Source organism: Micromonospora inositola, from assembly GCF_900090285.1.
Lineage (GTDB): Bacteria > Actinomycetota > Actinomycetes > Mycobacteriales > Micromonosporaceae > Micromonospora > Micromonospora inositola.
This window is the reverse complement of the sequence record NZ_LT607754.1, coordinates 4287134-4310268: the sequence shown is the minus strand read 5'-3', so window position 1 is coordinate 4310268 and position 23135 is coordinate 4287134. Positions and strand designations below refer to the sequence as shown.

At 69.9% G+C, this 23135-nt stretch carries 23 protein-coding genes and 2 pseudogenes; 16 read left to right on the top strand and 9 right to left on the bottom strand.

The window, feature by feature from the left end; all coding sequences use genetic code 11:
* Positions 1–72 precede the first annotated feature (72 nt).
* Positions 73–720: a hypothetical protein gene (locus GA0070613_RS20535; RefSeq protein WP_157746415.1), complete on the top strand. Its 648-nt coding sequence runs from the start codon at positions 73–75 to the stop codon at positions 718–720.
* Between the two features lie 305 nt (positions 721–1025).
* Here the strand turns inward: GA0070613_RS20535 and GA0070613_RS20530 are convergent, their stop codons facing one another.
* Together GA0070613_RS20530 and GA0070613_RS20525 are read right to left on the bottom strand one after the other, a co-directional pair.
* Positions 1026–1733: a class I SAM-dependent methyltransferase gene (locus GA0070613_RS20530; RefSeq protein ID WP_231929310.1), complete on the bottom strand. Its 708-nt coding sequence runs from the start codon at positions 1731–1733 to the stop codon at positions 1026–1028.
* A 230-nt stretch (positions 1734–1963) separates the two neighbouring features.
* Entirely contained in the window at positions 1964–2872 is a 909-nt protein-coding gene (locus GA0070613_RS20525; RefSeq protein ID WP_089013777.1) for a LysR family transcriptional regulator, read from the bottom strand.
* A gap of 130 nt (positions 2873–3002) precedes the next feature.
* Here GA0070613_RS20525 and GA0070613_RS20520 point away from each other — a divergent pair, with 130 nt between their 5' ends.
* Entirely contained in the window at positions 3003–3938 is a 936-nt protein-coding gene (locus GA0070613_RS20520; RefSeq protein ID WP_089013776.1) for a DMT family transporter, read from the top strand.
* A 185-nt stretch (positions 3939–4123) separates the two neighbouring features.
* Here the strand turns inward: GA0070613_RS20520 and GA0070613_RS20515 are convergent, their stop codons facing one another.
* Entirely contained in the window at positions 4124–5023 is a 900-nt protein-coding gene (locus tag GA0070613_RS20515) for an alpha/beta hydrolase (protein WP_231929309.1), read from the bottom strand.
* An 85-nt stretch (positions 5024–5108) separates the two neighbouring features.
* Here GA0070613_RS20515 and GA0070613_RS20510 point away from each other — a divergent pair, with 85 nt between their 5' ends.
* Both GA0070613_RS20510 and GA0070613_RS34020 read left to right on the top strand, forming a co-directional pair.
* Positions 5109–5717: a PIG-L deacetylase family protein gene (locus GA0070613_RS20510; protein ID WP_089016081.1), complete on the top strand. Its 609-nt coding sequence runs from the start codon at positions 5109–5111 to the stop codon at positions 5715–5717.
* A 15-nt stretch (positions 5718–5732) separates the two neighbouring features.
* On the top strand, positions 5733–5864 hold the full coding sequence (locus GA0070613_RS34020; protein WP_269459074.1) for a hypothetical protein: 132 nt from the start codon (positions 5733–5735) through the stop codon (positions 5862–5864).
* A 170-nt stretch (positions 5865–6034) separates the two neighbouring features.
* On the opposite strand, the pseudogene GA0070613_RS33570 reads toward GA0070613_RS34020, so the two are convergent.
* Positions 6035–6335, bottom strand: a pseudogene (locus GA0070613_RS33570) (transposase); the annotation flags it as partial.
* 330 nt (positions 6336–6665) lie between these two features.
* On the opposite strand from GA0070613_RS33570, the gene GA0070613_RS20500 reads away from it, so the two are divergent.
* Positions 6666–7607: an ABC transporter ATP-binding protein gene (locus GA0070613_RS20500; protein WP_089013775.1), complete on the top strand. Its 942-nt coding sequence runs from the start codon at positions 6666–6668 to the stop codon at positions 7605–7607.
* Positions 7604–8959, top strand: coding sequence for an ABC transporter permease (locus tag GA0070613_RS20495; RefSeq protein WP_089013774.1), 1356 nt, complete (start codon positions 7604–7606; stop codon positions 8957–8959). The genes GA0070613_RS20500 and GA0070613_RS20495 overlap by 4 nt, the downstream gene beginning before the upstream one ends.
* Position 8960: 1 nt before the next feature.
* On the opposite strand, the gene GA0070613_RS33565 is transcribed toward GA0070613_RS20495, so the two are convergent.
* Positions 8961–9257 (bottom strand): hypothetical protein, encoded by a 297-nt coding sequence (locus GA0070613_RS33565; protein ID WP_231929308.1) that lies wholly within the window; start codon positions 9255–9257, stop codon positions 8961–8963.
* Between the two features lie 27 nt (positions 9258–9284).
* Here GA0070613_RS33565 and GA0070613_RS20490 point away from each other — a divergent pair, with 27 nt between their 5' ends.
* Positions 9285–11723, top strand: a complete 2439-nt coding sequence (locus GA0070613_RS20490; RefSeq protein ID WP_231929307.1) for a bifunctional YncE family protein/alkaline phosphatase family protein — start codon at positions 9285–9287, stop codon at positions 11721–11723.
* Between the two features lie 377 nt (positions 11724–12100).
* On the opposite strand, the gene GA0070613_RS20485 is transcribed toward GA0070613_RS20490, so the two are convergent.
* Positions 12101–13339 carry an esterase-like activity of phytase family protein gene (locus GA0070613_RS20485; protein WP_157746414.1) on the bottom strand — a complete coding sequence of 413 codons (1239 nt, stop codon included), beginning with the start codon at positions 13337–13339 and terminating at the stop codon, positions 12101–12103.
* A gap of 246 nt (positions 13340–13585) precedes the next feature.
* On the opposite strand from GA0070613_RS20485, the pseudogene GA0070613_RS20480 reads away from it, so the two are divergent.
* From GA0070613_RS20480 to GA0070613_RS34475, 3 genes and pseudogenes are all read left to right on the top strand, one after another.
* Positions 13586–14087: pseudogene (locus tag GA0070613_RS20480) on the top strand (IS6 family transposase).
* Between the two features lie 269 nt (positions 14088–14356).
* Positions 14357–15073, top strand: a complete 717-nt coding sequence (locus GA0070613_RS34480; protein ID WP_408630955.1) for an IS110 family transposase — start codon at positions 14357–14359, stop codon at positions 15071–15073.
* On the top strand, positions 15000–15497 hold the full coding sequence (locus tag GA0070613_RS34475) for a transposase (RefSeq protein WP_408630954.1): 498 nt from the start codon (positions 15000–15002) through the stop codon (positions 15495–15497). Before GA0070613_RS34480 ends, GA0070613_RS34475 begins: the two co-directional genes overlap by 74 nt.
* Before the next feature lie 123 nt (positions 15498–15620).
* Here GA0070613_RS34475 and GA0070613_RS20470 read toward each other — a convergent pair whose 3' ends face one another.
* Positions 15621–16349 (bottom strand): winged helix-turn-helix transcriptional regulator, encoded by a 729-nt coding sequence (locus GA0070613_RS20470; protein WP_089013771.1) that lies wholly within the window; start codon positions 16347–16349, stop codon positions 15621–15623.
* A 77-nt stretch (positions 16350–16426) separates the two neighbouring features.
* Between GA0070613_RS20470 and GA0070613_RS20465 the strand changes: the two genes are divergently transcribed.
* Together GA0070613_RS20465 and GA0070613_RS20460 are read left to right on the top strand one after the other, a co-directional pair.
* A complete protein-coding gene (locus GA0070613_RS20465; protein WP_089013770.1) occupies positions 16427–17185 on the top strand; it encodes a DUF899 family protein in 759 nt (252 codons plus the stop codon).
* A 183-nt stretch (positions 17186–17368) separates the two neighbouring features.
* Positions 17369–17968: a DUF5134 domain-containing protein gene (locus GA0070613_RS20460; protein ID WP_089013769.1), complete on the top strand. Its 600-nt coding sequence runs from the start codon at positions 17369–17371 to the stop codon at positions 17966–17968.
* A gap of 217 nt (positions 17969–18185) precedes the next feature.
* Here the strand turns inward: GA0070613_RS20460 and GA0070613_RS20455 are convergent, their stop codons facing one another.
* Entirely contained in the window at positions 18186–19001 is an 816-nt protein-coding gene (locus tag GA0070613_RS20455; protein WP_089013768.1) for a helix-turn-helix transcriptional regulator, read from the bottom strand.
* Positions 19002–19135: 134 nt separating this feature from the next.
* Here GA0070613_RS20455 and GA0070613_RS20450 point away from each other — a divergent pair, with 134 nt between their 5' ends.
* The 3 genes from GA0070613_RS20450 (at position 19136) to GA0070613_RS20440 (ending at position 21554) form a co-directional block, all read left to right on the top strand.
* Positions 19136–20053 carry an SDR family NAD(P)-dependent oxidoreductase gene (locus GA0070613_RS20450; protein WP_089013767.1) on the top strand — a complete coding sequence of 306 codons (918 nt, stop codon included), beginning with the start codon at positions 19136–19138 and terminating at the stop codon, positions 20051–20053.
* A gap of 30 nt (positions 20054–20083) precedes the next feature.
* Positions 20084–20929, top strand: a complete 846-nt coding sequence (locus GA0070613_RS20445) for an NAD(P)-dependent oxidoreductase (RefSeq protein ID WP_089013766.1) — start codon at positions 20084–20086, stop codon at positions 20927–20929.
* Positions 20930–21203: 274 nt separating this feature from the next.
* Complete coding sequence (locus GA0070613_RS20440; protein ID WP_089013765.1) at positions 21204–21554, top strand: hypothetical protein; 351 nt, start codon at positions 21204–21206, stop codon at positions 21552–21554.
* A gap of 74 nt (positions 21555–21628) precedes the next feature.
* Here the strand turns inward: GA0070613_RS20440 and GA0070613_RS20435 are convergent, their stop codons facing one another.
* The gene (locus GA0070613_RS20435; protein WP_089013764.1) at positions 21629–21973 is read right to left on the bottom strand and encodes a hypothetical protein; all 345 of its coding nucleotides are present in this window, start codon (positions 21971–21973) and stop codon (positions 21629–21631) included.
* A 293-nt stretch (positions 21974–22266) separates the two neighbouring features.
* On the opposite strand from GA0070613_RS20435, the gene GA0070613_RS20430 reads away from it, so the two are divergent.
* A complete protein-coding gene (locus GA0070613_RS20430; RefSeq protein ID WP_089016080.1) occupies positions 22267–23025 on the top strand; it encodes a class I SAM-dependent methyltransferase in 759 nt (252 codons plus the stop codon).
* Positions 23026–23135: the final 110 nt, after the last annotated feature.

Here is a 23135-nt window from a genome sequence, read left to right as displayed (position 1 = left end):
CCCCACGTGACCGAGAAACGACGCTCCGTGCCGGGGGTTTTCATCGTTGTGCCGCGCCGGTACGGTGCCCGGATGCGACATGTCGGAACCTTGATCGCCGCGATCGTCATCGGTCCGCTAGCCTGGATCCTTCTCGCCATCGGCCAGGACCGCTCAGTCCAGGCTTTCACCACGGCGCAGAGCAGCGGCGCCTTCAACACGGGTGACTTCGTACGGACCGCGCTGCTACTGGCAGCGGCTGGAGTCCTGCTCGGGCTCATCGCCACACTGCGATTCTCCCCGCTCGGCGCCGTGCTGACCGGCCTCGTGTACGCGAGCAGTTATCTCGCCATGCTGACCCGCCCAGCATGGCTGCTGCGGCTCCTCGGCCACAAGCTGACGGTGGCCGGCCAGCACGCCGACCTGGCCACCCCGGTGCGGACCGGCACGACGCTGCTGATCGGTGCCGCGATGCTGGTCGCCGTGCTCAGCGCGCAGCGCTGGCGGCGCTGGCCAAATCCAGCCGCCGAGGCACCCGAAATGGCAGCTCTGGAGAGTCCTTCTTCGCCTTTCGCTTCAGCACAGGACCGCCCACTCGGTGCCGAAGGGCTCGGCCTCACGGCAGGCCAGACCCGCCAGCCCGACGCGACCACCGTGAACGACACCGGACCGCAGCGGACCGGGGTCGGTGCCGGTCACTGGGCGAACACGCTGCGAAACAACTCCGAGGCGCGGCGCTAATCGCACAGCACCGCCGGCTGCCCGGATGAACAGCCTCGCTGCGGGCTCTCATCGCCGCTGCGGGTGGCGCACCCACCCGCAGCGGCGATCCTCCGCCGTGGGGAAGCGGCGCTGACACCAGTGCCCCTGGATGATTCTGCTCGCGACTTCGGGCACCACCTGTTGGTCGGTTTCGACTCCAACTGCCGCAGCTTCGCATGATCAATGTCGGTGAGTTCTGGCACCGCTTGTCGATCATGGTTCGGTCGTGGAGTGTTCGCCGCGGGCGCGGTTTGGGCCATGCGGTTTGGCCGTCGCCGGTCGGGCTAGGTGTCGAAGGCTCGGACCGTGCGGAGCAGGAAGCCGAGCAGAACGAGCTCCCGGCCGCCCGTCTCCGCGGCCACGTCGATCTCCTCGACCTCCGTGTCGACCCACTCCGGCTCGGGGAACCCCGCCCGCAGCAACTCCTCGGTCACGCCCCAGCCATGGCCCGCCTCCAGCGACACCGCCAGTACGAAGACGGTCGCGCCCGGCGCGGCGAGGCCCGGCAGTAGCGCGAGGTAATCGTCCACCTCGCCACCGCCGCGGCGGCTGAGGCTGTGCAGCAGACCGGAGTCGAACACCGAGTCGAACGGCGCCGACGGCAACGACAGGTCCGTGGCATCCTGGACCTCGAAGTGCACCGTCAGGCCCTCGCCGGCGGCTTTGGCGCGGGCCATGTCGATCGCCACGCGCGAGATGTCGATCGCCGTTACCTCGTAGCCGCGGCGGGCGAGGGCGATCGCGAGATCACCTGTGCCGCAGCCGACGTCGAGCACCTTCGGGCCCTTCACCCCGTCGTCGAGCACCTCCGCGAGTGCCGGCTGTGGACCGCCGATGTCCCAGGGCGGCCCGCCCGAGTCGGCAGTGTCGCGGTAGAGCTCGTCGTAGTCGTTGCCATCGGGCTCGTCGCCGTCGACCTCGACGTTGCGTTCGCTCACCGCAAACCCCCTGGACAGCCAGCTCGCCGGCATGAACCTGAGCTCGACCCGCACGGTCACACTGTCGGCATAACACGTGTAGGAGGCGATCCTACGTCGCGGATGGTGAAGCAGCCTGCCGCCTTGGTCTCCGACGCCCGCCGGTGGTGTCGAAACTGACTGACACGAGACATCAGCGAGTCTGTGGCCGCCGTCGCGCCGACCGGCCACGCCGCGCGAGCGGGGGCCGCGCCGGCCGGGTCCGTTGCCGGGTTTGAACGGTGACGCCGGGCGCCGAACTGTCCCTAGTGGTCGGTCGGCCCGGCGGTCGCCGCCTGGCGCAACGCGTCGAGCAGCCCGCGCAGCGCCGGCTGGACCGGTGACGACTCGCGCACGGCCGCGTAGATCGCCCGGACCGGCACCGGGTTGCGGACCTTGCGGACGACCACGCCGGGATGGCGGCCACCCAGCCCCAGCTGTGGCACCAGGCTGACGCCGAGACCGGCGGCGACGAACCCCTGCGCGGTGGCGTAGTCCTCGCTCTGAACCACGGTCCGTGGGCTGAAGCCGGCCGAGTCGCAGGCGTCGAGGATGGCGTCCAGGCAGGGGCCCGGCCATTCGCTGCCAACCCACGGCTCGTCGGCGAGGTCGGCCAGGTCGAGGACCCGCTTGCCTGCCAGCCGGTGTCCGGCGGGCAGCACGGCGCGGTAGCCGTCGTCGAGCAGGTGCACGAACCGGATGCCGTCGGTGGGCAGCCGGTCCGGCGGCCGGACCACCAGGGCCAGGTCGGCCCGACCCTCCTTCACCTCCGGCAGCGGGTCCTCGGGATCGGCCAGCTTGAGCTCGACCCGTACGCCCGGGTGTTCCTGGCGCAGCCGGGCGAGGGCGGGGGCGACGAGGCTGGCTCCGGCGGTGGCGAAGTAGGAGAACGTGACCCGCCCGGTCCGCCCGGCGCGCAGGTCGGCGAGCGCGGTTTCCGCCTCGGCGACGTGTTTGCCGATCCGGGCGGCGTACTCGGCGAGCAGCCGGCCGGCGTCCGTGGGCCGGACCCCCCGGCCGGTCCGCTCCAGCAGGGCGATCCCGGCCTCCTTCTCCAGCGCCGCCATCTGCTGGCTGACGGCGGAGGCGGTGTAGCCGAGCTCCCGCGCCGCCGCGGTGACCGAACCGCTGGTGACCACCGTCCGCAGCAACTGCATGCGCCGCACATCAAGCATGTAGCACAGCTTAACGCTGCCTCCAGATCTTTTCGCTTGTCTTACAGCCGCCGGCCGCGACACGGTAGGGAGCAACCCCACCCGTACGGAGGATCACGTGCAGAGCGGCGCAGGTCGAACCCTCATCCGGATGGCCGTCCTCGCCCTGCTGTGGGGATCGGGCTTCCTCTGGATCAAGATCGCCCTGACCGGTGGCCTGACCCCGCTGCAGATCACGGTGATCCGCTGCGTGCTCGGCGCCGCCGTACTCCTGGTGCTGGCCGGTTCGGCCGGCCAGCGGCTGCCGCGCGACCGCCGGACCTGGGGCCACCTCGGGGTGGCCGCCCTGTTCTGCAACACCCTGCCGTTCTTCCTGTTCAGCGTCGGCGAGCAGACCGTCGACTCCGGGGTGGCCGGCGTGCTCAACGCCACCACGCCGCTCTGGTCCCTGCTGATCGGCCTCGCCCTCGGTACGGACCGCGGCCTGCGCCCGCTGCGCCTGACCGGCCTCCTGCTCGGCTTCGCCGGCACGTTGCTCATCTTCGCCCCCTGGCAACAGAGCGGACTGACCAGTTGGGGCGCCCTGGCGCTGCTCGCCGCGGCCGCCAGCTACGCCATCGCCTTCGCCTACATGGCCCGCCATCTCACCGGGCCGGGAAGCGCCCGGTTCGCCCTCTCCGCAGCCCAGTTGCTCGCCGCGACCGGGCTGACCACGCTCGCCCTCCCGGTGGCCCCGGCGCCGGTCGACCCCACCGCGGTCGCGGTGCTCGCCGTCGTCGTGTTGGGCGTCTTCGGCACCGGCGTCACGTTCTACCTGAACTACCTGCTCATCGCCGACGAGGGCCCGACGAGCGCCGCCACGGTCGGCTACCTGCTGCCGGTGGTCTCGGTGACCCTGGGCGCGATCGTCCTGGGCGAGTCGTTGGACGCCCGGGTCATCGCGGGCATGGCCGTGGTCCTCGTCGGCGTCGGCCTGACCCGCGGCCGGCCGCACCGCCCGGACCCGACCACCACCGCCGACACCGCCACCGCCACCGCCACTGCCGCCCGGCGGACGCACGGCGGCGCCCACTCCAGCACCGAATGAACGGAACATGAAAGCCAACTCCCCATGGCGGAGCGCCGATTTCCGCACCCTCGACGCGGGCGGTCACCACGACCACCCCCGACTCCCGCCGACAGAGATCGACAGGGCACGCGACTGCGAGTTGGAGTGGTCAAGCACGCTCGACCACCGATACGTCAAATCACGCAGATATCCTGGGAACCTTTTCACCAACGGTTCAGCGCGGCGGCCAACTGGGCCAGGGCGACATGGGCGGCGTCGAACAGGGCCAGTTTCCGCGGGAAGTTGTGGATGAGCCCCTGGTACCGGGCTGCGGTGACGGGAACGCCGGCCGCCAGCAGCCTGGCCGCGTACCGTTCACCCTCGGCGGACAACAGGTCGAGTTCGGCGGTGATGACCACGGCGGGGGGCAGGCCGGTGAGGTCGGCCCGCAGTGGGTCCAGATCCGGCTGTGTACGGTCCACGCCGGGTGGGGCGAACGCGTCCCAGAAGAACCGCATCTCCTCCCGGTCCAGGCCGTACTCGTCCAGGGCCGGATAGTCGGCCGCGGGGTCGATGACCGGGCAGATGAGGATCTGTCCCGCAAGACGGATCCCCGCATCCCGGGCGCGCCGAGCGGTCACCGCCGCAAGGTGCCCTCCCACGGAGTCACCGGCCACCGCTATCCGGCCCGGGTCGAGGCCGTGCCGAGCCGCCCCGGGCCCGCGCAGCCAGGTGAGCGCGCGCGTCATGTCGTCCACCGCAGCCGGGTACGGATACTCGGGGGCGAGCCGGTAGTCCACGGAGAGCACGGCCCAGCCCGACGCGGCCGCCAGGTGCCGGCACAGCCCGTCGTGGGTGTCCACGCTGCCCATCACCCAGCCGCCGCCGTGCGCATAGAGGACGACCGGCATTGCGTCGTGATCGGCGTCGCGGTAGAGGCGGGCGGGCACGCCGCCGGCGTCGAAAGTCACCACGGACCGGATCGCCGGTGCGCTGCCCACCTCGGCCGGAGTCGCCCGGACCATGCTGAGCCGTGCCGCCGGCAGGGTCGCCCGGGTGAGCGGGACACGCTGCTGGACTTGCATCGCCGCCCGCGCCTGCGGGTGCAGCCGGCTGGGGTCCACCCCCTCATTATCACCTGCTCGACGGATGGCTACGTTGCCGACACGGCGGTGACGGATCGGCGGAGAGGCGGCTACGGTGTGGACCGTGGATGAGCTTCTACCGGCACTGCCGGAGGACTGGGAGCGCTGCCTTGCGGTGGCCGCACACCCTGACGACATCGAGTACGGCGCGGCCTCGGCGATCGCCCGCTGGACCGCACAGGGCAAACAGGTTACCTACCTGCTGGCCACCCGGGGCGAGGCAGGAATCGACGCCATGCACCCGGACCAGGCCGCGCCGTTGCGCGAGGAGGAGCAGCGCGCCGGGGCCCGGGAGGTCGGCGTGGACGTCGTGGAGTTCCTCGACCACCGCGACGGGGTCGTCGAGTACGGTTCAGACCTGCGCCGCGACATCGTGCGGGCGATCCGCCGGCACCGGCCCGACGTCATCGTCTCGGGCGCCTTCACCGTCCGCATGGTGGGCGGCATGACCAACCAGGCCGACCACCGGGCGGTGGGGCTGGCTACGCTGGACGCCGCCCGCGACGCGGGCAACCGGTGGATCTTCCCAGAACTGGTGGACGAGGGGCTACCACCCTGGGGCGGCGTGCGCTACGTCTGCTTCGCCGGCGCCGAGCGCCCCACGCACGGCGTGGACGTCACCGGCGAGCCGTTGCAGCGCGGTATCGCCTCGCTAGCCGCTCACGCTGAGTAGACCAACGGCCTGGGCGTGGCCGGCCCCGAACCCGGGCCGTTCCTTACCTGGGCGGCCCGCCAGGGCGGGCCGGCGCTGGGCGTGGAGGCGGCAGTCCTGTTCGACGTGCACGCCCTCGCCTTCGAGGGCCCACCACCCTGGCTGTGAGCCCTGCCAGGACTCCCTCCGGTGAGCGTGTCGGGCGACCGCGAGCTGACGCTGCGCCCGCCGGAAATAGCATCCGTCCTGATTGGAGCTCGCGAGGCCCGGCGGGGGCGCGAGGGTCGCGACTACTGTCGCCGGGACCGTCGTACGGCCAGGGCCTGTGTCGAAGTCGGTCACAGCCACTCGTTGATCGCGGCGATGTGAACCGTGGCCTCGTAGCGCACGGCAAGCTTGTCGAACCGCCGCGCTTGCGTTTGAGTCGGTTGATGCCGCACCCCACGGCATGACGCTGCTTGTACCGCTGCGGGTCGAAGGCCGGGGGTCGGCCGCCCTTGGAGCCGAGTTTGCGCCGGTTGGCGTCCTGGTCGGCCTTGGCTGGGATGTCGCGGCGATTCCGCGTCGGCGCAGGTAGCGGCGGTTGGCTCGGGACGTGTAAGCCCTGTCCGCCAGGACCCGGTCCGGGCGGGTGCGGGGCACGGGCGGTACTTCGTACGGGCTCGGTGCGTCCAGGCGTTGTCCAAGTCTGGTTCGATGCTGGCTACTCCGTGCACGCGGACTTGCCGACGCCTTGTCGTAATCACGATCCAACCGGCGGCGATGTTCGCGGTCGCAAGTGTCTGATGGCCCGGTGGGCTCTGCGATCCGGCCATCGAGATGGTGCCGGTCGAAATATCGACGGCTATCGGCGGGGCATCGGCGCGGGGGCTGCCCGGTCGTCTCCCGTTCCATGAACGTTCAGCCAGCTGTCCCTGCCCGCGTTGTCTGCCGTCCCTAGGTTGCTTAGGGCTACGAAAGAAGGGGCTCATGGACGCACTCCTCGCAATCCGGGCTCGCGGGATCACCAAGTCTTTCGGCGACGTCGTCGCACTCGACGGCATCGATCTGGATGTGACCCAAGGGCAGATCCACGGGTTGGTCGGGCCAAACGGCGCCGGCAAGACGACATTGCTCGGCCTCCTGCTGGGCCTGGCCGTCGCCGACAGCGGCCACCTCGAGATATTGGGTACGCCGATCGCGCGGGCGCTCGCCGCTCCCGACGGAGTCGCCGGCTTCGTTGACGGTCCCGGCCTCTACCCCTCGCTCACCGCCAGGCAGAACCTCGCCGCCCTGGCCGCTCTCCGCGGCCACGGCGCGCGGACAACGGGGATCGACGACGTGCTCGACCAGGTCGGGCTCACCGACGTCGCCGACGACCGGGCTAGCGGCTTCTCCCTCGGCATGCGTCAGCGGCTCGGGCTCGCCGCCGCCCTCTTCACCAAGCCCCGGCTGCTCGTGCTCGACGAACCTTCCAACGGCCTCGACCCGGCCGGCAAAAGACACGTACACAGTGTCCTCACCCGGCTCGCGACCGACGGAACCAGCGTCGTGCTCTCAAGCCACCGCATGGACGACCTCGAGGCACTGTGCTCCGAGGTCACCATCCTCGCCACCGGACGGGTCGTCTTCTCCGGCTCACTGAGCAAGCTGGCCGCCGAGGACCGTGAACTCGACTACCGGCTACGGACCTCCGACCCTCAGGCCACCCGCCGGCTGGCTGCCGACACGGCCGGCATCCACGTCGACGACGACGCCGGGGCACGGCACGACACCGAGGTGCTCGTCGTGCGCGCGCTGGTGCCCGCCCTCGACGAACTGGTGGTGCGGCTCGTGCACGCGGGCATCGCGGTGCGCGAGCTCGCACCCGTGATGTCGCCGCTCGAGGCTGCGTTCCTCGCCCTAACCGAGCAGCAGGAGGCCATCCGATGACCGCGGCCATCGCCAACACCCACGCTGCCGGTACCCGCCGCGTCTCGGTGGCGCGCGGCTACCGCTTCGAGCTGGTCAAGCTGGTCTCGCAATGGCGGATCCGCTTGCTGGTCCTCGCCTGCTGGATCGCGCCGGCGCTCTTCGTCGCCGCCGTGAGCCAGCAGAGCTCGCTGCCCGTCGACACCCTCTTCGGTCGCTGGATGCACGCCACGGGGTGGGCCGGACCGCTCGTGATGCTCGGTTTCGCGGGCACCTGGGCCCTCCCGCTGCTGACCTCGGTGGTCGCTGGCGACGTGTTCGCCTCCGAGGACCGGCTCGGCACCTGGCGCCACCTGCTCGTGACGGTCCGGTCGCCTCGCCGGATCTTCGCCGCGAAGGCATTGTCCAGCCTCACCGTCATCCTGCTGCTCGTGGCCGGGCTGGCCTGTTCCAGCGCGGCCGGCGGGGTCGTGGCGGTCGGCAACCAGCCGCTGGTCGGCCTCGACGGCCACCTGCTGACGCCGGCGGACGCCGCCGGGAAGGTCCTGCTCGCCTGGGTCTGCGTAATCGCCCCGACCCTGGCCCTCGCCGCGATCGGACTACTCGGGTCCGTCGCGCTGGGGCGGTCCCCGATGGGACTGCTGCTGCCCGCGCTCGTCGCGCTCGCGATGCAGCTCGCCCAGATGCTGCCGCTCCCCGTCGCCGTACGCCTCGCCCTGCCCGGCTACGCCTTCATCTCCTGGAACGGTCTGTTCACCAGCCCGGCACAGCTCGGCCCGCTCCTGATCGGCATCGTGGTCAGCCTGGTGTGGGCCGGGACCGCGACAGCGCTGGCTTACCTGCTTTTCCTGCGGCGCGACTTCACCAACCTGACCTACGACGGCTCAGGGCGCCGCGCGGTCACTGCCGGAGTCCTGCCGCTCGTCGGGCTGGTCGCCGTGACGGTCGCGGTCGTCGCCGCGGCGACCCCGGCCACGGGCTCCGGGATCGAGCAGGACAGGGTGCAGCGCTCGGTCGCCACGGCATTCGCCCACCTCTACCGCATGCAGACCAGGCAGCTCAACCGCCCCGACGTCACCGAAGCGCAGCTGAAGGCCACGGCGGCGTGCAACAAGGGCGGCGGCAAGCTCGCCGCCCAGGGGCCGGGCAACGACTGGCGTTGCGTCATCTCCTGGCATCTCCCCGACGTCGAGGCCGCAGGGACGGCCATCTACCAGCTCGACGTCACCGCAGACGGGCGGTTCGTGGCCGATGGCGACGGACCGAAGGAAGTGAACGGCTACTTCCTGGTGCGGACCCCGACCGGGGACGCACCGAACCCGCTCTGGCAGTTCGACGGCAACGTCGAACTGCTCCCCACCACGAAGGGATAGCTCAATGCAGGTAACACGCCGCCGTCGGCGTGTCGGGAAGGACCATTCCGGCCTTCTCGGTCGACGCATCGGCCACCGGATGCCCCTTGTAGCGGCAGGCACCGCCGCTGTCGTCGTCGTCGCGGGCCCCGGCATCGGTTTCGCCCAGACGCACCAGTTCGGCACCGATCAGGTCGGCCAGACCACCGACCAGGGCCTGGTCGTGTCCGGCGACCAGTACATCAACCCGATCGGCGAGCGCCTCGTCATCAACAACGGCAAGATCATGTCGTCCGCAGTCAGCCCGGACGGCACCCACGTCGCGGCCTCCATCACCGACGGTGGAATGGCGCTCGCCATCGTGGACCTGAAGAACTGGAAGATTCAACAGCTCGTCGGCAACAACGCGGCGGCGAATCTGCGCATCAGCGGCAACGACGTGGGCCAGGAAGGCCCCACGTACTCGCCCGACGGTTCGCAGCTGTGGCTGGGCCAGGCCGACGGCTACCGCAAGTTCACCGTGAGCCCGGACGGCACCCTCGCCAACCCGACGTTCATCCGGATCCCGCAGGACGGGCCCAAGCGCGCGCTGGCGGGCGAGGCCGTGTTCTCACCCGACGGCTCCACCGTGTACTCCGCCGTCAACGGCCAGAACCGGGTGGTCGCCATCAACGCGGCAACCGGGGCCATCCAGCAGAGCTGGGCCGTGGGCAACGCCCCGCGTGACATGATCACGGTCGGGACCAAGCTCTACGTCAGCAACGAGGGCGGGCGTCCGGCGAAGCCCGGCGAGCCGACGATCAACTCGTACAACACGCAGGTGCTGGCCGACCAGGTGACCGCTGCCACCCTCAGCGGCACGGTCAGCGTCATCGACCTGGCGAACCCGACCGCCGCCCCCTCGAGCATCGACGTCGGTCTGCACCCGACCGCCCTGTACGCCAAGAACGGGGCGCTGTTCGTCACCAACACCGCCACCAACGACGTGTCGGTCATCGACACGGCGAGCGACAAGGTGGTCCAGACCATCGCCACCCAGCCGTGGCCGGAGGCGACGGTGGGCTACGAGCCCGACGCGGTGACGCTCACCGACGACGGTCACCTGCTGGTGACGCTCGGCCGCGCCAACGCGGTCGCCGTCTACCGGTACACGACCCCGCTGGAGCCGGTCAGCTACGTCGGCCTGCTCCCGACGGACTACTTCCCCGCGGAGATCACCACCGTCGGCAACGACGTGCTGGTCTCCAACACCCGTGGTATCGACGCCCGCCGCCCCAACAACCCCGCCGGGCACGGCACCCACGACACGACGTCGAGCCTTACGCGGTTCACGCTGCCGAGCGACGATGTCATCAAGTCCGAGACCGGCAAGGTGTTCAGCCAGAACGGCTGGCACGGCGGCTCGGTCACGCTGACCCAGGGTAAGGGCGACGCGAAGCCGGTGCCGGTCCCGCTGAAGCTCGGCGACCCCTCGACGATCAAGCACGTCTTCCTGATCGTCAAGGAGAACCGGACCTACGACCAGGTCTTCGGTGACGACCCGCGTGGCAACGGCGACCCGTCGTTGGCGCAGTTCGGCGAGAACGTGACGCCGAACCAGCACGCGATGGCTCGACAGTTCGGGCTGTACGACAACACGTACGACATCGGCACGAACTCCGCCGAGGGCCACAACTGGCTGATGCAGGCCGACGACCCGGAGTACACCGAGTCCTCGGCCGGTGAGTACATCCGCAGCTACGACACCGAGGACGACGCTCTCGGCCACCAGCGGACCGGCTTCATCTGGACCGGTGCGCAGGCGGCGGGGAAGACCGTGCGGGACTTCGGCGAGTTCCACCAGTTCCTGACCAAGCCGGCCGGCGCGAGCTGGCAGAACCTGTACTGCGACACCAAGAACATGGCGGCGACCGGGCAGGACACCGCCTACTCCATGGTCTCGTCCTCGCCGATCCCGTCGCTCAACAACGTGTCCGTGCCCGGCTTCCCGAAGTTCGACACCGGTGTCCCGGACATCTACCGGCACGAGATCTGGAACCGTGACTTCGAGAAGAACGGGCCGGCGAACCTGAACATGTTCTGGCTCTCCAGCGACCACACCGGTGGCCCGCCGAACGCGGCCGCTCAGGTCGCGGACAACGACCTCGCGGTCGGCAAGATCGTCGACACGATCTCGCACAGCCCGTACTGGAAGGACTCGGCGATCTTCGTTGTCGAGGACGATTCCCAAGCCGGCCTCGACCACGTCGACGGCCACCGTGCCCCGATCCAGATCATCAGCCCCTGGGCCAGGCACGACGTCGTCGACAGCCGCTACTACACGCAGATCACGATGATCCGGACCATCGAGCAGATCCTCGGGATCCACCCGATGAACCAGAAGGACAGCGCGGCCAGCCCGATGCGTGGGGCGTTCACCCAGAACGCGGACTTCACGCCGTTCACCGCGCTGCCCAACCGGACCTCGCTGACCGCGGGTCTGAAGACCCCGCCTGCCTGCGGCCTGGACACCCCCGCGCCGCAGAACCCCCTCGCCGCGGCCGCGCCGTCGGCGACGGTGCCGGCGGACAAGCAGCAGGTGGCGGCGAAGTGGGACGAGTGGAAGTCGCACCAGCGGCTGACCGGGCCCGACGCCAAGCCCGACTTCGCGAACCCCGCGCAGATGAACCACTTCACGTGGTACCAGACGCACGAGTGGACGAAGCCGTACCCCGGCGAGGACAAGATCTTCGCGCCGGAGGACGTGCCGGGCGCCTACATCCCGTCGTCGGAGTCCGACGGCTGACGTAGGCTGATCGCCTCATGGGGCCCCTGACCGGCGTCACCGCTGGCCAGGGGCCTCTTCTGCCCCCTGTGTGGCAAATGCAGGATTCCGACCATCGATGTCCGCCCCGAGCGGAGGACTGCCCACGGCGCCGTTGCGTTGTGGGATCGGAAGCCACGTTAAGCCCGTGCCGGGTGGGCGGTCAGATCGCTTGGGCGAGTTCGGCAAACGCCGCTGCGGCCCGTAGAACGGGCGGGGCGTACACGCCGTGGATCACCGAGATACGCGGCACCAGAACGATGTCCTCGCCTTCAGCCAGGTCTCCGAACTGTGGTCGGAGTGGAGAGCCACAGAAACCGGGGCCGGCATCGTGCCCGAAGTCGAGTTGTCTGCTCTCGCTACTCGCCGCGGAGGCCTGGCACCTTCACGACGATAAACTCGCTGTCGTCCGCGCGGCCGGGGTTGCGCCCCGCGTTGGGGAAGTTGTTGTCACAGCCGAGAAGTAGCTGGTTGCCTGCGATCTGATGGATAGCCTCGATCGACTCGCACGTCACGCGGTACGGGTTGCCCAGTCCGACGTCGCCGCTGTGGACGGGGGGCAGGGAAACCAGGTCCGGGTCGGGCACGGCCGCCAGGTCGACAGCCTCCGTCTTCACCAGGGACCCGCCCGCATCGATGTCGGCGAGGTTGACGACGTACACCTTGCGGAACAGCGCGTTCAGCCCAAGACCACCGTCGCGCTCGACCACCGCAAGGTGGTGCCGGTCGAGGGCCGCCAGGTCCGACACGAAGTAGCCCGGCTGCTCGGTCCGATACAGCCAGACCCGCCCTGTGAAAGCCTCCTCGCGCACGCTGAACTCGAAGACGTAACGCCGCGTGGTGCCGAGTTCGGCCACCGTGGCGCCCTCCAGAGCCGGGTACAGATACCTGCCGTCCGGGCTGATGGCCATGGCCTCGAAGCCGCGGCTGTTCGGCTGAGTTGCCGCCGCTCCCCTGAGGTGAGGGTTGTTGGGCGACTGCAGACCGCCAGGCGCCGCGAAGGGCGGGTCGAGCAGTTTGCCGGTGGCGTCGAAGTGTAGGAGCCACGGCCCGAACTCGTCGCCGACCCATAAATCCCCGTCAGCGCCGCTCTGGAGGGACTCGGGATCGATGTCGCCGCCGGTCAGTGGCCGGTCGGTCGTGCCCTCGTTGACAATAGTGAAGCCGATCAGGCGGTCGGGGTCACGGAACTGGATGAACTCGGCCAGATCGACGTCGACTTCCCCGCTGCCATCCTTGGCGGTCTTGAAGTCCGGCTGGATGTAGTAGGCGCGGATCAGGAAGTCCTTCGAGTTCGCCTTGGCACCGAACCCGTTGTCCGGCATGGCGAGGTACTCCCCTGGGTGTCGGCCGGCGACAATCGCCGAGAATCCCTCGACCGGCTGCGACCGCAGCGGGAATGTGATCCCATTGACGGTTCCGGGAGGTAGGAGGGTCCCGGAGGGCGGGCCGGGGGCGTACGTCTCGACCGGTAGCACGGCGCGACCGAGCAGCGTCGGTTGTGACCTTCCGTTGTCATCGCCGTATGCGCCGGCGGAAGGGACCGCCACCGTCGTTGCGAGCGCGGCGGCGATGAATGTGGATAGTCGCCTGATCATCATCGGCTCCTCTACACGGCAATGAACCGCTAGTGAGAACGCGCAGAGACGGTGTCCCGGGTACGCGTTGCCGAGGTCCGACGCTCACACGGGACCGACTCGTCCTTCAGCTTGGTCCAGATGGGACCGCCTAACAATCCCCTCAACGACGCCATTGCATGGACGAAAGTGGCGCCGTTGCGTTGAGCGTTGGCAAGATCGAGGCAGGCTTGACCGGTGAAGCCATCAACACGTCCTCGCACCTGGCTGCCACCGAAGTCGGCGTTCGCCGGGTTCCGGTTCCCAGCCGAGGTGATCGTGGTCGCGGTGCGGTCGTATCTGCGGTTCAACCTGTCCTACCGTGACGTTGAAGAGCTGACAGGTCATCGACGTGCTCCTCTCGACCCGCCGCGACGCCGACGCGGCCCGCAGGTTCTTCCACCGGGCCCTGTCGACGTTGAAGGCGACACCCAGCGAGGTCGTCACCGACGCCGCCGCCGTCTACCCCGGCGTGCTCGGCGAACTGATCCCGCAGGCGTGGCACCACGTCGAGCAGTACGCCAACAACCCGATCGAGGCCGATCACAGCCGGCTCAAACACCGGCTGCGATCGATGCGCGGTCTACGAACCGACAAGACAGCACAAGTGATCATCGCCGGACACGCCTTCATGCAGAACCTACGACGCGGACACTACGAACTCGCCGTCGACGCCCGGCCGACAACGCGGGCCGCCGCTGCGTTCACCGAACTCGCCCACACGATCTGACCGCCGACCCGACACAGGTTCAACGCGTCCAGCGATCCAGTAACGCAACTGTGAGTGTGAGGGTGCGGTTCTGAGATCGTAGGAGCCGTGCTCCCGCGGGCCACGGTCTGACCCGTAACGCAACCGGCTCAGTCGATGCCTTTGCGCTGATCTGTCGACTGTGGCTCGCGGGAGGGCCTGCTGTCACCGGACCGGTAGAGCGTGTCCCGATAGGGGCCTTGCTGCAACAAGGGCACCATCACAGTTCTGACCGCCCTGCCGGCCCGGCGATGGCCATCCGCCGTCCCAAGCCACCAGGAGACAAACGGTCCATGCCCAGCATGCCGAACACCGCCCCGGACAGTCAGCCCGACCCGACCGGCGAGGAGGTCATCCTCGGCGTCGACACCCACAAGGACGCCCACGTCGCCGCAGTGACCACCCCGCTCGGCGTCCAGGTCGCCTCTGCCAGCTTCCCGACCACCGCCGCCGGCTACCGCGACCTGCTGGCCTGGGCACGTGGTTTCGGCGACCTCCGCCGCGCCGGTGTCGAGGGAACCGGCTCTTTCGGCGCGGGCCTGGCCCGCTACCTGCGTGACCAGCGTCTGACCGTGATCGAGGTCAACCGCCCCGACCGCGCGGCGCGCCGCCGCCACGGCAAGACCGACACCGTCGACGCGATGGCCGCCGCCCTGGCGGTGCTGTCCGGCCGGGCCGCCGCCACCGCAAAGACCGCCCGACGGGCCGGTGGAGATGCTGCGCATGTTCCGCCTGGCCAGAGCCTCCGCGGTGAAATCCCGCACCCAGGCGGTCAACCAGCTCAAGGCCGTCATCGTCACCGCCGCCACAACGCTACGCGACACCTTGACCGGCCTGTCCGACACAGCGTTGATCCGCCACTGCGCCACCCTGCCCGACACCGCCCCGACCGACGTGGCCACCGCCACCGTCTACACCCTGCGCCGCCTGGCCCAGCGTATCCAGACACTCACCGCCGAGGAACGTGAACTCCAGCGCCAGATCACCGCCGTGCTGAACTCGTACGCGCCACAGCTGTTGCACCGTCACGGGATCGGCCCCGACAGCGCCTCCGCGCTGCTGATCACCGCAGGGGACAACCCCGACCGGATGCACAGCCAGGCATCCTTCGCCGCGCTATGCGGCGTCAACCCGATCGAGGCGTCCTCGGGCAAGACCCGCCGGCGCCGACTCAACCGCGGCGGCGACCGCCGTGCCAACGCCGCCCTCTACCGCATCGCCCTGACCCGATCACGGGGTGACCAACGCACCCAGGACTACCTCGACCGACGCAGCAGTCAAGGCCTCACCCGCCGCGAAGCCATGCGATGTCTCAAGCGGTACATCGCCCGCGAGATCTACCACCTGCTCCGCCAGCTCGATCCCGTAGATCCGACCCCACGAACCGCTTGACAGAACATAGGGGCATCGGCGCCGATGAGCGCTCTCAGCGCCAGATGCGTGCACGTGACCTTGGTCGACGCCGGGCCGGAGTGTCGACCAAAACAAGCGGACCCGACCTGACGTGGCATTAGGTCAACTTTCGCGCAGCCTCTGGCGGCTACCCACCCGGCCCCCTTGGCCGGGGATGCCGGTTGAGTACTGATCTGTGGAGGCCGGGACACGCACGCCCGCCACGAGACGGCGTACGACCTCGGGATCGCCGATGATGACGGCGCCGGCCGCTACGAGTCCGGCCAGGTCGTCGGCGCCGAAGGCGGCTAAGAGGGCATCCGTCGCGGTGACCAGGACGGCGCCCGGCTCCTCGGGCGGCTCGTGGGCGACCTCGGCGCCGGCCGATGTGAGGCGCACGCCGAACACGCCGGCAGGACCGTGGTCGCGCAGTTCGATCCGGAGCGTCGCCTCGGGCCGCTCCGGCGTCGGCACGAAGAAGGTGCGGATGCTCAGCATGGCGCTGTCCACGCTCACGAAGAGGTGTTCCGCGGTCGGCGGGGCGGCCAGCGCCCAGGTGCCAAGCGCGACCACGATCGGCTCGAGGCCGCGACCCCACGTGGTCAGCTCGTAGACCCGCACATTGCCTGGCGGAGGCAGCTGCCGACGGCGTACGACGCCCGCGTCGGCCAGCTCGCGCAGCCGGTCGGACAGCGCGTTCGGGCTGGCGGTCGGGAGCGCCTGCTGGAGGTCGGTGAACCGTTTCGGCCCGAGCAGCAGCTCGCGCACCACGAGCAGCGACCACCGCTCACCCACGATGTCGAGGCCGCGCGCGACGCCGCAGGCCTGCCGATAGCCCCGCTGGACCGGCATGGAACACCTCCCTTTCGTACTTGCTCGATCCTAGCAGGCACTATTAGCCTCATAGCCACCGACACGAGGAGGCACCCATGTCCACGCCAGCGACACCCCCGCTCACCGACCGCGAGACCTGGCAGAAGCAGCTCGCCGAGCTCCGGCTCCGCGAGAAGGCACACACCCGTGAGGGTGACGCCATCGCCGCGGCCCGCCGGCGGCTGCCGATGGTCGAGGTCGACCCGACCACCCATCTGGTCGGTGCCGACGGCCCGGTGCCCCTGCTCAACGTCTTCGAGGGGAGGACCCAGCTGTTCGCGTCGTACCACATGTGGCACCCGGGCGGGCCGGCCGCCGACCAGTGCGAGGGCTGCACGTTCTTCACCGGCCAGGTGCTCGAGCTGTCCTACCTGCACTCGCGCGACGTCACGTTCGCGGTCTTCTGCCAGGGGCCGTTCGAGGAGACGTCGCGCTACCGCGACTTCATGGGCTGGCAGGCGCCCTGGTACTCGGTGCCCGCGGAGTCACTCGACTCCCTCGTCGCCGGGCGCGCGTTCGGGATGAAGGCGTGCTACCTGCGCCAGGGCGACCGGGTGTTCGAGACCTACTGGACCACCGGGCGGGGATGCGAGGCGATGGCGCCGTCGTACGGCCTGCTCGACATGACCGTCTACGGTCGCCAGGAGGACTGGGAGGTCTCGCCGGAAGGCTGGCCGCAGCGCTTCCGAACCGACGGCGACCAGTTCCGGCTCGACGGGCGGCCCACATCGCAGTGGTCGCGCCTCGCCGCCGGCCGTGACGACGACCTGGGCGCCACCGGGCCCGCCGGCAGCGAGCACCAGTGCTGCCACTGAGGTTCGGCGCCTGCCGATCGGATGAAATCACCCGCCGAGTGCGCCGCTCTACCGAGCTGAAGGCCCCGCACGTGCGCCCCATCGCTATTGGCCCCGGCCCATCGGTAAGGGCGCGCGGATGCTCCGCCCCCTATCGTCGGGGCACAGCGACACGTCGCTCATGCGCGGGCGACGTCTCCTACGATGATCGGCATTGACCCTCTGCGATGGTTGCTGACGGTGGCGTTCGGAGGGGCGGCCGTCTTTCACCTGCTCCGGTGCCTGCGCCCACCCGCGGCGTGGCTCTCTCCGGTGGCGGAGCATCGACTCTCCGAGATGTTGCACCTGGTCACGGGCCTGTCGATGATCGCGATGATCTGGCCGTGGGGCGCGGCGGTCCCGGCAGCTGCCTGGATTGTCGTTTTCATGATGTCGGCGGGGTGGTTCATGGTGCGGGCGGTGTGGACCTCGCGACGTCGTGCGGTCCCGGTGTTCTTCGCCACCGCGACGGGGACCATGGTGTGGATGGGTGCCTCGATGCCGGGGCACGCCTCCGCCGGCGGTCACGGCGGCATGGACATGGCCGGGATGGGTCATGCGCCGGTCGGGTGTGCCGGATGGGTCAGTGCGCTGCTCGGGGGCTACCTGGTGCTCGCCGCATTCTGGTGGGTTGGCCGCGGGATGCGCACTGGTGGTCTGTCCACGGCGACGACGGACGTGCTGGCGTGCCCGCAGGACTGGTCGGCGGTGTGCCACGGTGTGATGAGCGCGGGGATGGGCATCGCCCTGCTGGCGATGGCGTGAACGACGGGCGCCAGGCGGGACGCTTGTCTTCGGCACGACCGTGCGCCGGCTTGATCCGGTTGTCGTGACGCTGCATAGCGCGCGGTCGGCGGCAGATCCGGATGCCCAATGCGCCGATTCAGAGTGCGTGTGTGTCGCTCGTGTGCCGTCTGGTCAGGCTGACACTGAGGTGGAAGGCCAGTCGCCCGGACGCGAAGTCCCGCAGTCCCGGTTGAGCTTAGGAAACCGGGCCGCGGGTGAGCCTGCGCAGGGCCTGTTCGGAGGGGCTGCCGGGATCGGCATGGTAGATCACCAGGGTCTGGCTGGTGCCGCTTATCTGCAGCTTCTCGTACCGGAGTCGCAGCTCGCCGACGCGGGGGTGGCGCAGGGTCCGGACGCCGCCGCCCGACCGGACCCCGACGTCGTAGCGGTCCCACAACCGGCGGAACCGGTCGCTACCGGACGACAGCTCCGCGACCAGCTCGGTCAGCGGCGGGTCGTCCGCGTCCACCGCCACCAGGGCTCGCAGGCTGGCCACGGCATTCGCCTCGATGTTCTCGGTGACCGGATAGTCCCGCAGGGACGCCGGGTCGAGGAAAATCGCCCGCAGCACGTTCACCCCCGCGGCGAACAGTGGGGACAGGGCGGTGGCCGCCGAGTTGGCGTACAGCACGTCGGCGTAGCGGCCCTGCACGAACGCGGGCGTGTCGGGCCAGGAGTCGACGAGCTGCCGGATGCCCACCGGCACCCGCTCGGGCTGCCGGGGCGGGCGGGGCGGCGCGGAGCGAGCCAGCCCGTGCAGGTGGGCGGTGGCGTCGCCGTCCAGCCGCAGCGCCCGGGCCAGCGCGTCGAGCACCTGGGCCGAAGGGTGCCGGTCCCGGCCCTGCTCCAGCCGCAGGTAGTAGTCGGCGCTGATCCGGGCGAGCAGCGCCACCTCCTCCCGGCGCAGCCCGGGCACCCGGCGCCGCCCGTGCGGGGGCAGCCCCACGTCGTCCGGACCGACCACTTCGCGCCGGGCGCGCAGGTAGTCGCCGAGCGGACCGGCCTTGCCCATCCGCCCATCGTAGGGGTCGACCGGGCGCGCCCAGCCTGGTCCTACCACTACCAGGAAAACCGGGACTCCGGATAGCGCCGCCGGGAAGCGGCACGGTGGTGGAGACGAAAACGACCAACAGAGATCGGAGTGACATGACCGAGCTGATTACCACCCCGTTCGGGTTCTCCTCGACCGCCACCGAGGTGATCAAGGACGTCGACTTTGCCGGCCGACGCGCGATCATCACCGGCGGCGCAGCCGGCATCGGCGTGGAGACCGCGCGGGCGCTGGCCCGCGCCGGCGCCGAGGTGGTGCTGGCGGTGCGCCGGGTCGGCGCGGGGGAGCAGGCCGCGGCCGACATCACCGCCAGCACCGGAAACCCTGGGGTCACAGTCCGCGAGCTGGACGTGGCCGACCTGGATTCGGTACGCCGTTTCGTGGCCCGCTGGGACCAGTCGCTGCACATCCTGGTCAACAACGCCGGGATCATGGCGCTGCCCGAGCTGGAGCGCACCCGGCAAGGTTGGGAGTTGCAGTTCGCCACCAACTACCTCGGGCACTTCGCGCTGACCGTCGGACTGCACGAGGCCCTGGCCGCTGCGCGCGGCGCCCGGGTGGTCTCGGTGGCCTCCACCGGGCACCTGTTCTCGCCGGTGGTCTTCGACGACCTGCACTACGCCTTCCGGCCCTACGACCCGCTGACCTCGTACGCCCAGTCGAAGACCGCGGATGTCCTGCTGGCCGTGGAGGCGGACCGGCGCTGGTCGGGGGAGGGCATCCGGGCGAACGCTCTGAACCCGGGCGCGATCGCGACCGGGCTGCAGAAGCACACCGGCGGGCTGAAGACGCCGCCGGAGCGGCGCAAGACCCCGCAGCAGGGGGCCGCGACCTCGGTGCTGCTGGCGGCGTCGCCGCTGCTGGACGGCGTCGGCGGCCGGTATTTCGACGACTGCGCCGAGGCGCCCGTGGTCACCGCGCGGCCCGCGGACTTCCGGGGCGTGGCCGCGTACGCGCTGGACCCGGGCAACGCCGAGCGGCTCTGGGACGAGTCGCTGAAGCTGATCGGCTGAACCGGACACCGCGCACGAAAGGAGACGACAATGACCGCAGCGGGGTTCATCGGCCTGGGCGACCAGGGCGCCCCGATGGCGCGCGCCGTCGCCGGCGGCGGCTACGATCTGCACGTGTGGGCGCGCCGGCCGGCGTCGCTGGAGGCGCTGACCGGAACCACGTACACCGGGCACGACAGCGTGGCCGAACTGGCCGCAGCCGTGGACGTGCTGCTGCTCTGCTTGCGGGACGACGCCGACATCGCCGATCTGCTCGAACACCGGCGGCTGCTGGACGGGTTGCGGCCGGGCAGCGTGGTGGTCAACCACGGCACCGGCGACCCGGGCGCCAACGTCGCACTCGGCGAGCGGTTCGCCGCGCACGGGGTGGCCTACCTGGACGCCCCGGTCAGCGGCGGCGGGCCCGGCGCTCGGGGGCGGACGCTGACCACGTTCGTCGGCGGCGACCCCGAGGCGTTCCAGCGGTGCCGGCCGGTTTTCGAGACGTTCTCCCGCACGGTCGTGCACCTCGGGCCGGTGGGCACCGGGCAGTTGACGAAGCTGCTGAACAACGCGATGACCATGAGCAACCTGAAGAACGCGGCCGACATGTTACGCATCGCCAGCGCCCTGAAGCTGGACATCAAGGCGCTGGTCCGGGCGATCTCGGTGAGCAGCGGCGCCAGCTTCGTGCTGAGCGCGCTGGCCACCGAGATCACCCTGGACATCGCCGGGCACCTACAGGGCCTGATGCGCAAGGACCTCGCGCACTTCGCCGACGCGGTGCGGGCACGGGGGATCGACCCCGACGAGCTTCGCGACCGGGGCCTGGCCGGCGCGGAGAGCCTGGTCGAGGCGGTAGACATCGTCGCCGGCCGCGCGGCCGGGACGGCGTAGTCCGCGCGGGGACGGTGGCGCGGCACCGTCGGGTACGGCGCCGCGTCGTCCCTGGTGGTCCGCTCGAAGGCGGCTGGCAGCCGAACCAACATTGCGGACTGCTTCCCGACCCTGACGAGGGGGTGCGGAAGTTCGCGGCCCGCGGTCTCGCGAATCTGATCAGCGAGTAGTCGCACACGCTATTCGGCAACTCCGGTTGGCGATTCGCCGCGCGGATCGCGGCAGATCCGGATGTCGGCCGGCTACCGGTGAGAGGCGTGCAATAGTCGCGGGCGTGCCGTTTCCTCTCGAGGCGCTCTCGGCTGCTGTCTCGGCCCGAGCCGAGACCTGGGCGCGGCTGGAGATGCGCTGGCACACGCGCTCGGTCGAACCGAATCACGGCAAGCCCGTCGTGAGCACCGAGCTCGAGTCTTCGGCGTGGCTTGCTGAGATCATGATCTGGGGCACCGGCGAGGCAGAGCTGGCAACGGTCCGCTTGGCCGACGACAGGGTGGTCAACAAACACTACGAGCTTGCTGGCCGCAGCGATCTCGAAGCACTCCTCAATGACCTGATCGATCTGCTCGTCGACGACAGGATTCCCGCCGCCGCAGTCGTTGCCCAGTGGCCGGGAACGCCAGCCTGACACTCCGCACGGCGGCAGATCCGTGCACCTGACCTCGGTCAGGCGCCCCCTCAGACATACATCACCTGTCACAATCAGCGGCTTTCCAGTGCGTCGGCCTGGCGGCGCAGCTCTGCCGCAATGTCGTTCCAATCGGGACCGTGCATGTACAGGCTGTCGGCCGCCTCGCGCATGAGCGCCGGCTCGTTCGGCCGCTGCAGGAGCACAAGCCGGTAAGCGAGATTGCGGACCCAGACCGGCAGAAGGCCGTCGACCAGGTTCGGGCAGAGTTCCCGCAGCATCGCGAGGATGGCATCCACGTCCGCGAAGGTCAGCTCTTCGACGAAGTAGTGCTCATGGTGGTCCGGACCACACTGCGACGCAGGCCGGTACTCGTCGCCGTAGAGACACCGGGCGTGCTCGGTCAGGGTGCTGTGCATGACCGCAGAGCCTACGGCTACTCAATCTGCTCTCCGGGAGGTCCGGCGCTTCCGCAGACGCCTCGGGGCATCCATGGTTCCTGATCCCAGGAACACAACGCGGCATCACGGCACGGTGCCGCGACATGATCAAATGCACGGATCTCGGCACGGTCGGGTCTTCGATGCCAAACCACTCCTGACGGACCGTGACGCCCGATCGGCGGCATGTGCGGATGTCCTACCGCGGGCTGTAGCCACGCCGGCGCTTGATCGGCCCTCGGTCCGCGCCCGTGGGGCATACTTTCTCAGTCATGACCTTCAACGTCACTGCAGACGCCTATGACCGGTTCATGGGTCGGTTCTCCGAGCCGTTGGCCGCGCGGTTCGCGGAACTGGCCCAGGTACAGGCGGGCCAGCGGGCGCTAGACGTCGGATGCGGACCGGGAGGACTGACCGCACAGCTGGTGGACCGTCTGGGCGCAGACGCCGTCTCGGCGGTCGACCCATCCGCCTCGTTCGTTGCAGCCGTCCGCGTGCGCTTGCCCGGGGTCGACGTGCGCTCGGCCGTGGCTGAACGTCTTCCTTTTCCTGACGACAGCTTCGACCTCGCCCTCGCCCAGTTGGTCGTGCACTTCATGGCCGATCCGGTGTCCGGGCTGTCGGAGATGACCCGGGTCACCCGTCCCGGCGGCTTGGTCGCCGCCTGCGTGTGGGATCACGCTGGAGGCAGCGGTCCGCATGCCACGTTCTGGCGGGCTGTGCACGACATCGATCCACATGTGCGCGACGAGTCGGAGCTGGCTGGGGCTCGCGAAGGTCACCTGGCCGAGCTTTGCGAAGCAGCACGACTGACGGACATCGAGCCCATGTCGCTGACCGTCACTGTCCGGTTCGCCACATTGGACGACTGGTGGGAGCCGTTTACGCTCGGCGTCGGACCGGCCGGTGCCTATGTCGCGCGGTTGGACGAGGCGCAACGCGATTGCCTGCGCAGCCGATGTGTGCGGCTCCTGCCACCGCCACCGTTCGAGATCGCTGCTTCAGCCTGGTGCGTGCGGGCTCGCGCCTGACCGCGGCCCAGCGCGGGGTCGCTCACTCCCAGCCACTTGTGTCACCGCCGCTCAGTCACCGGCATGACCGCGCGACTCGCGGCATGAGCGCGCACCGGTACCCGTACGCG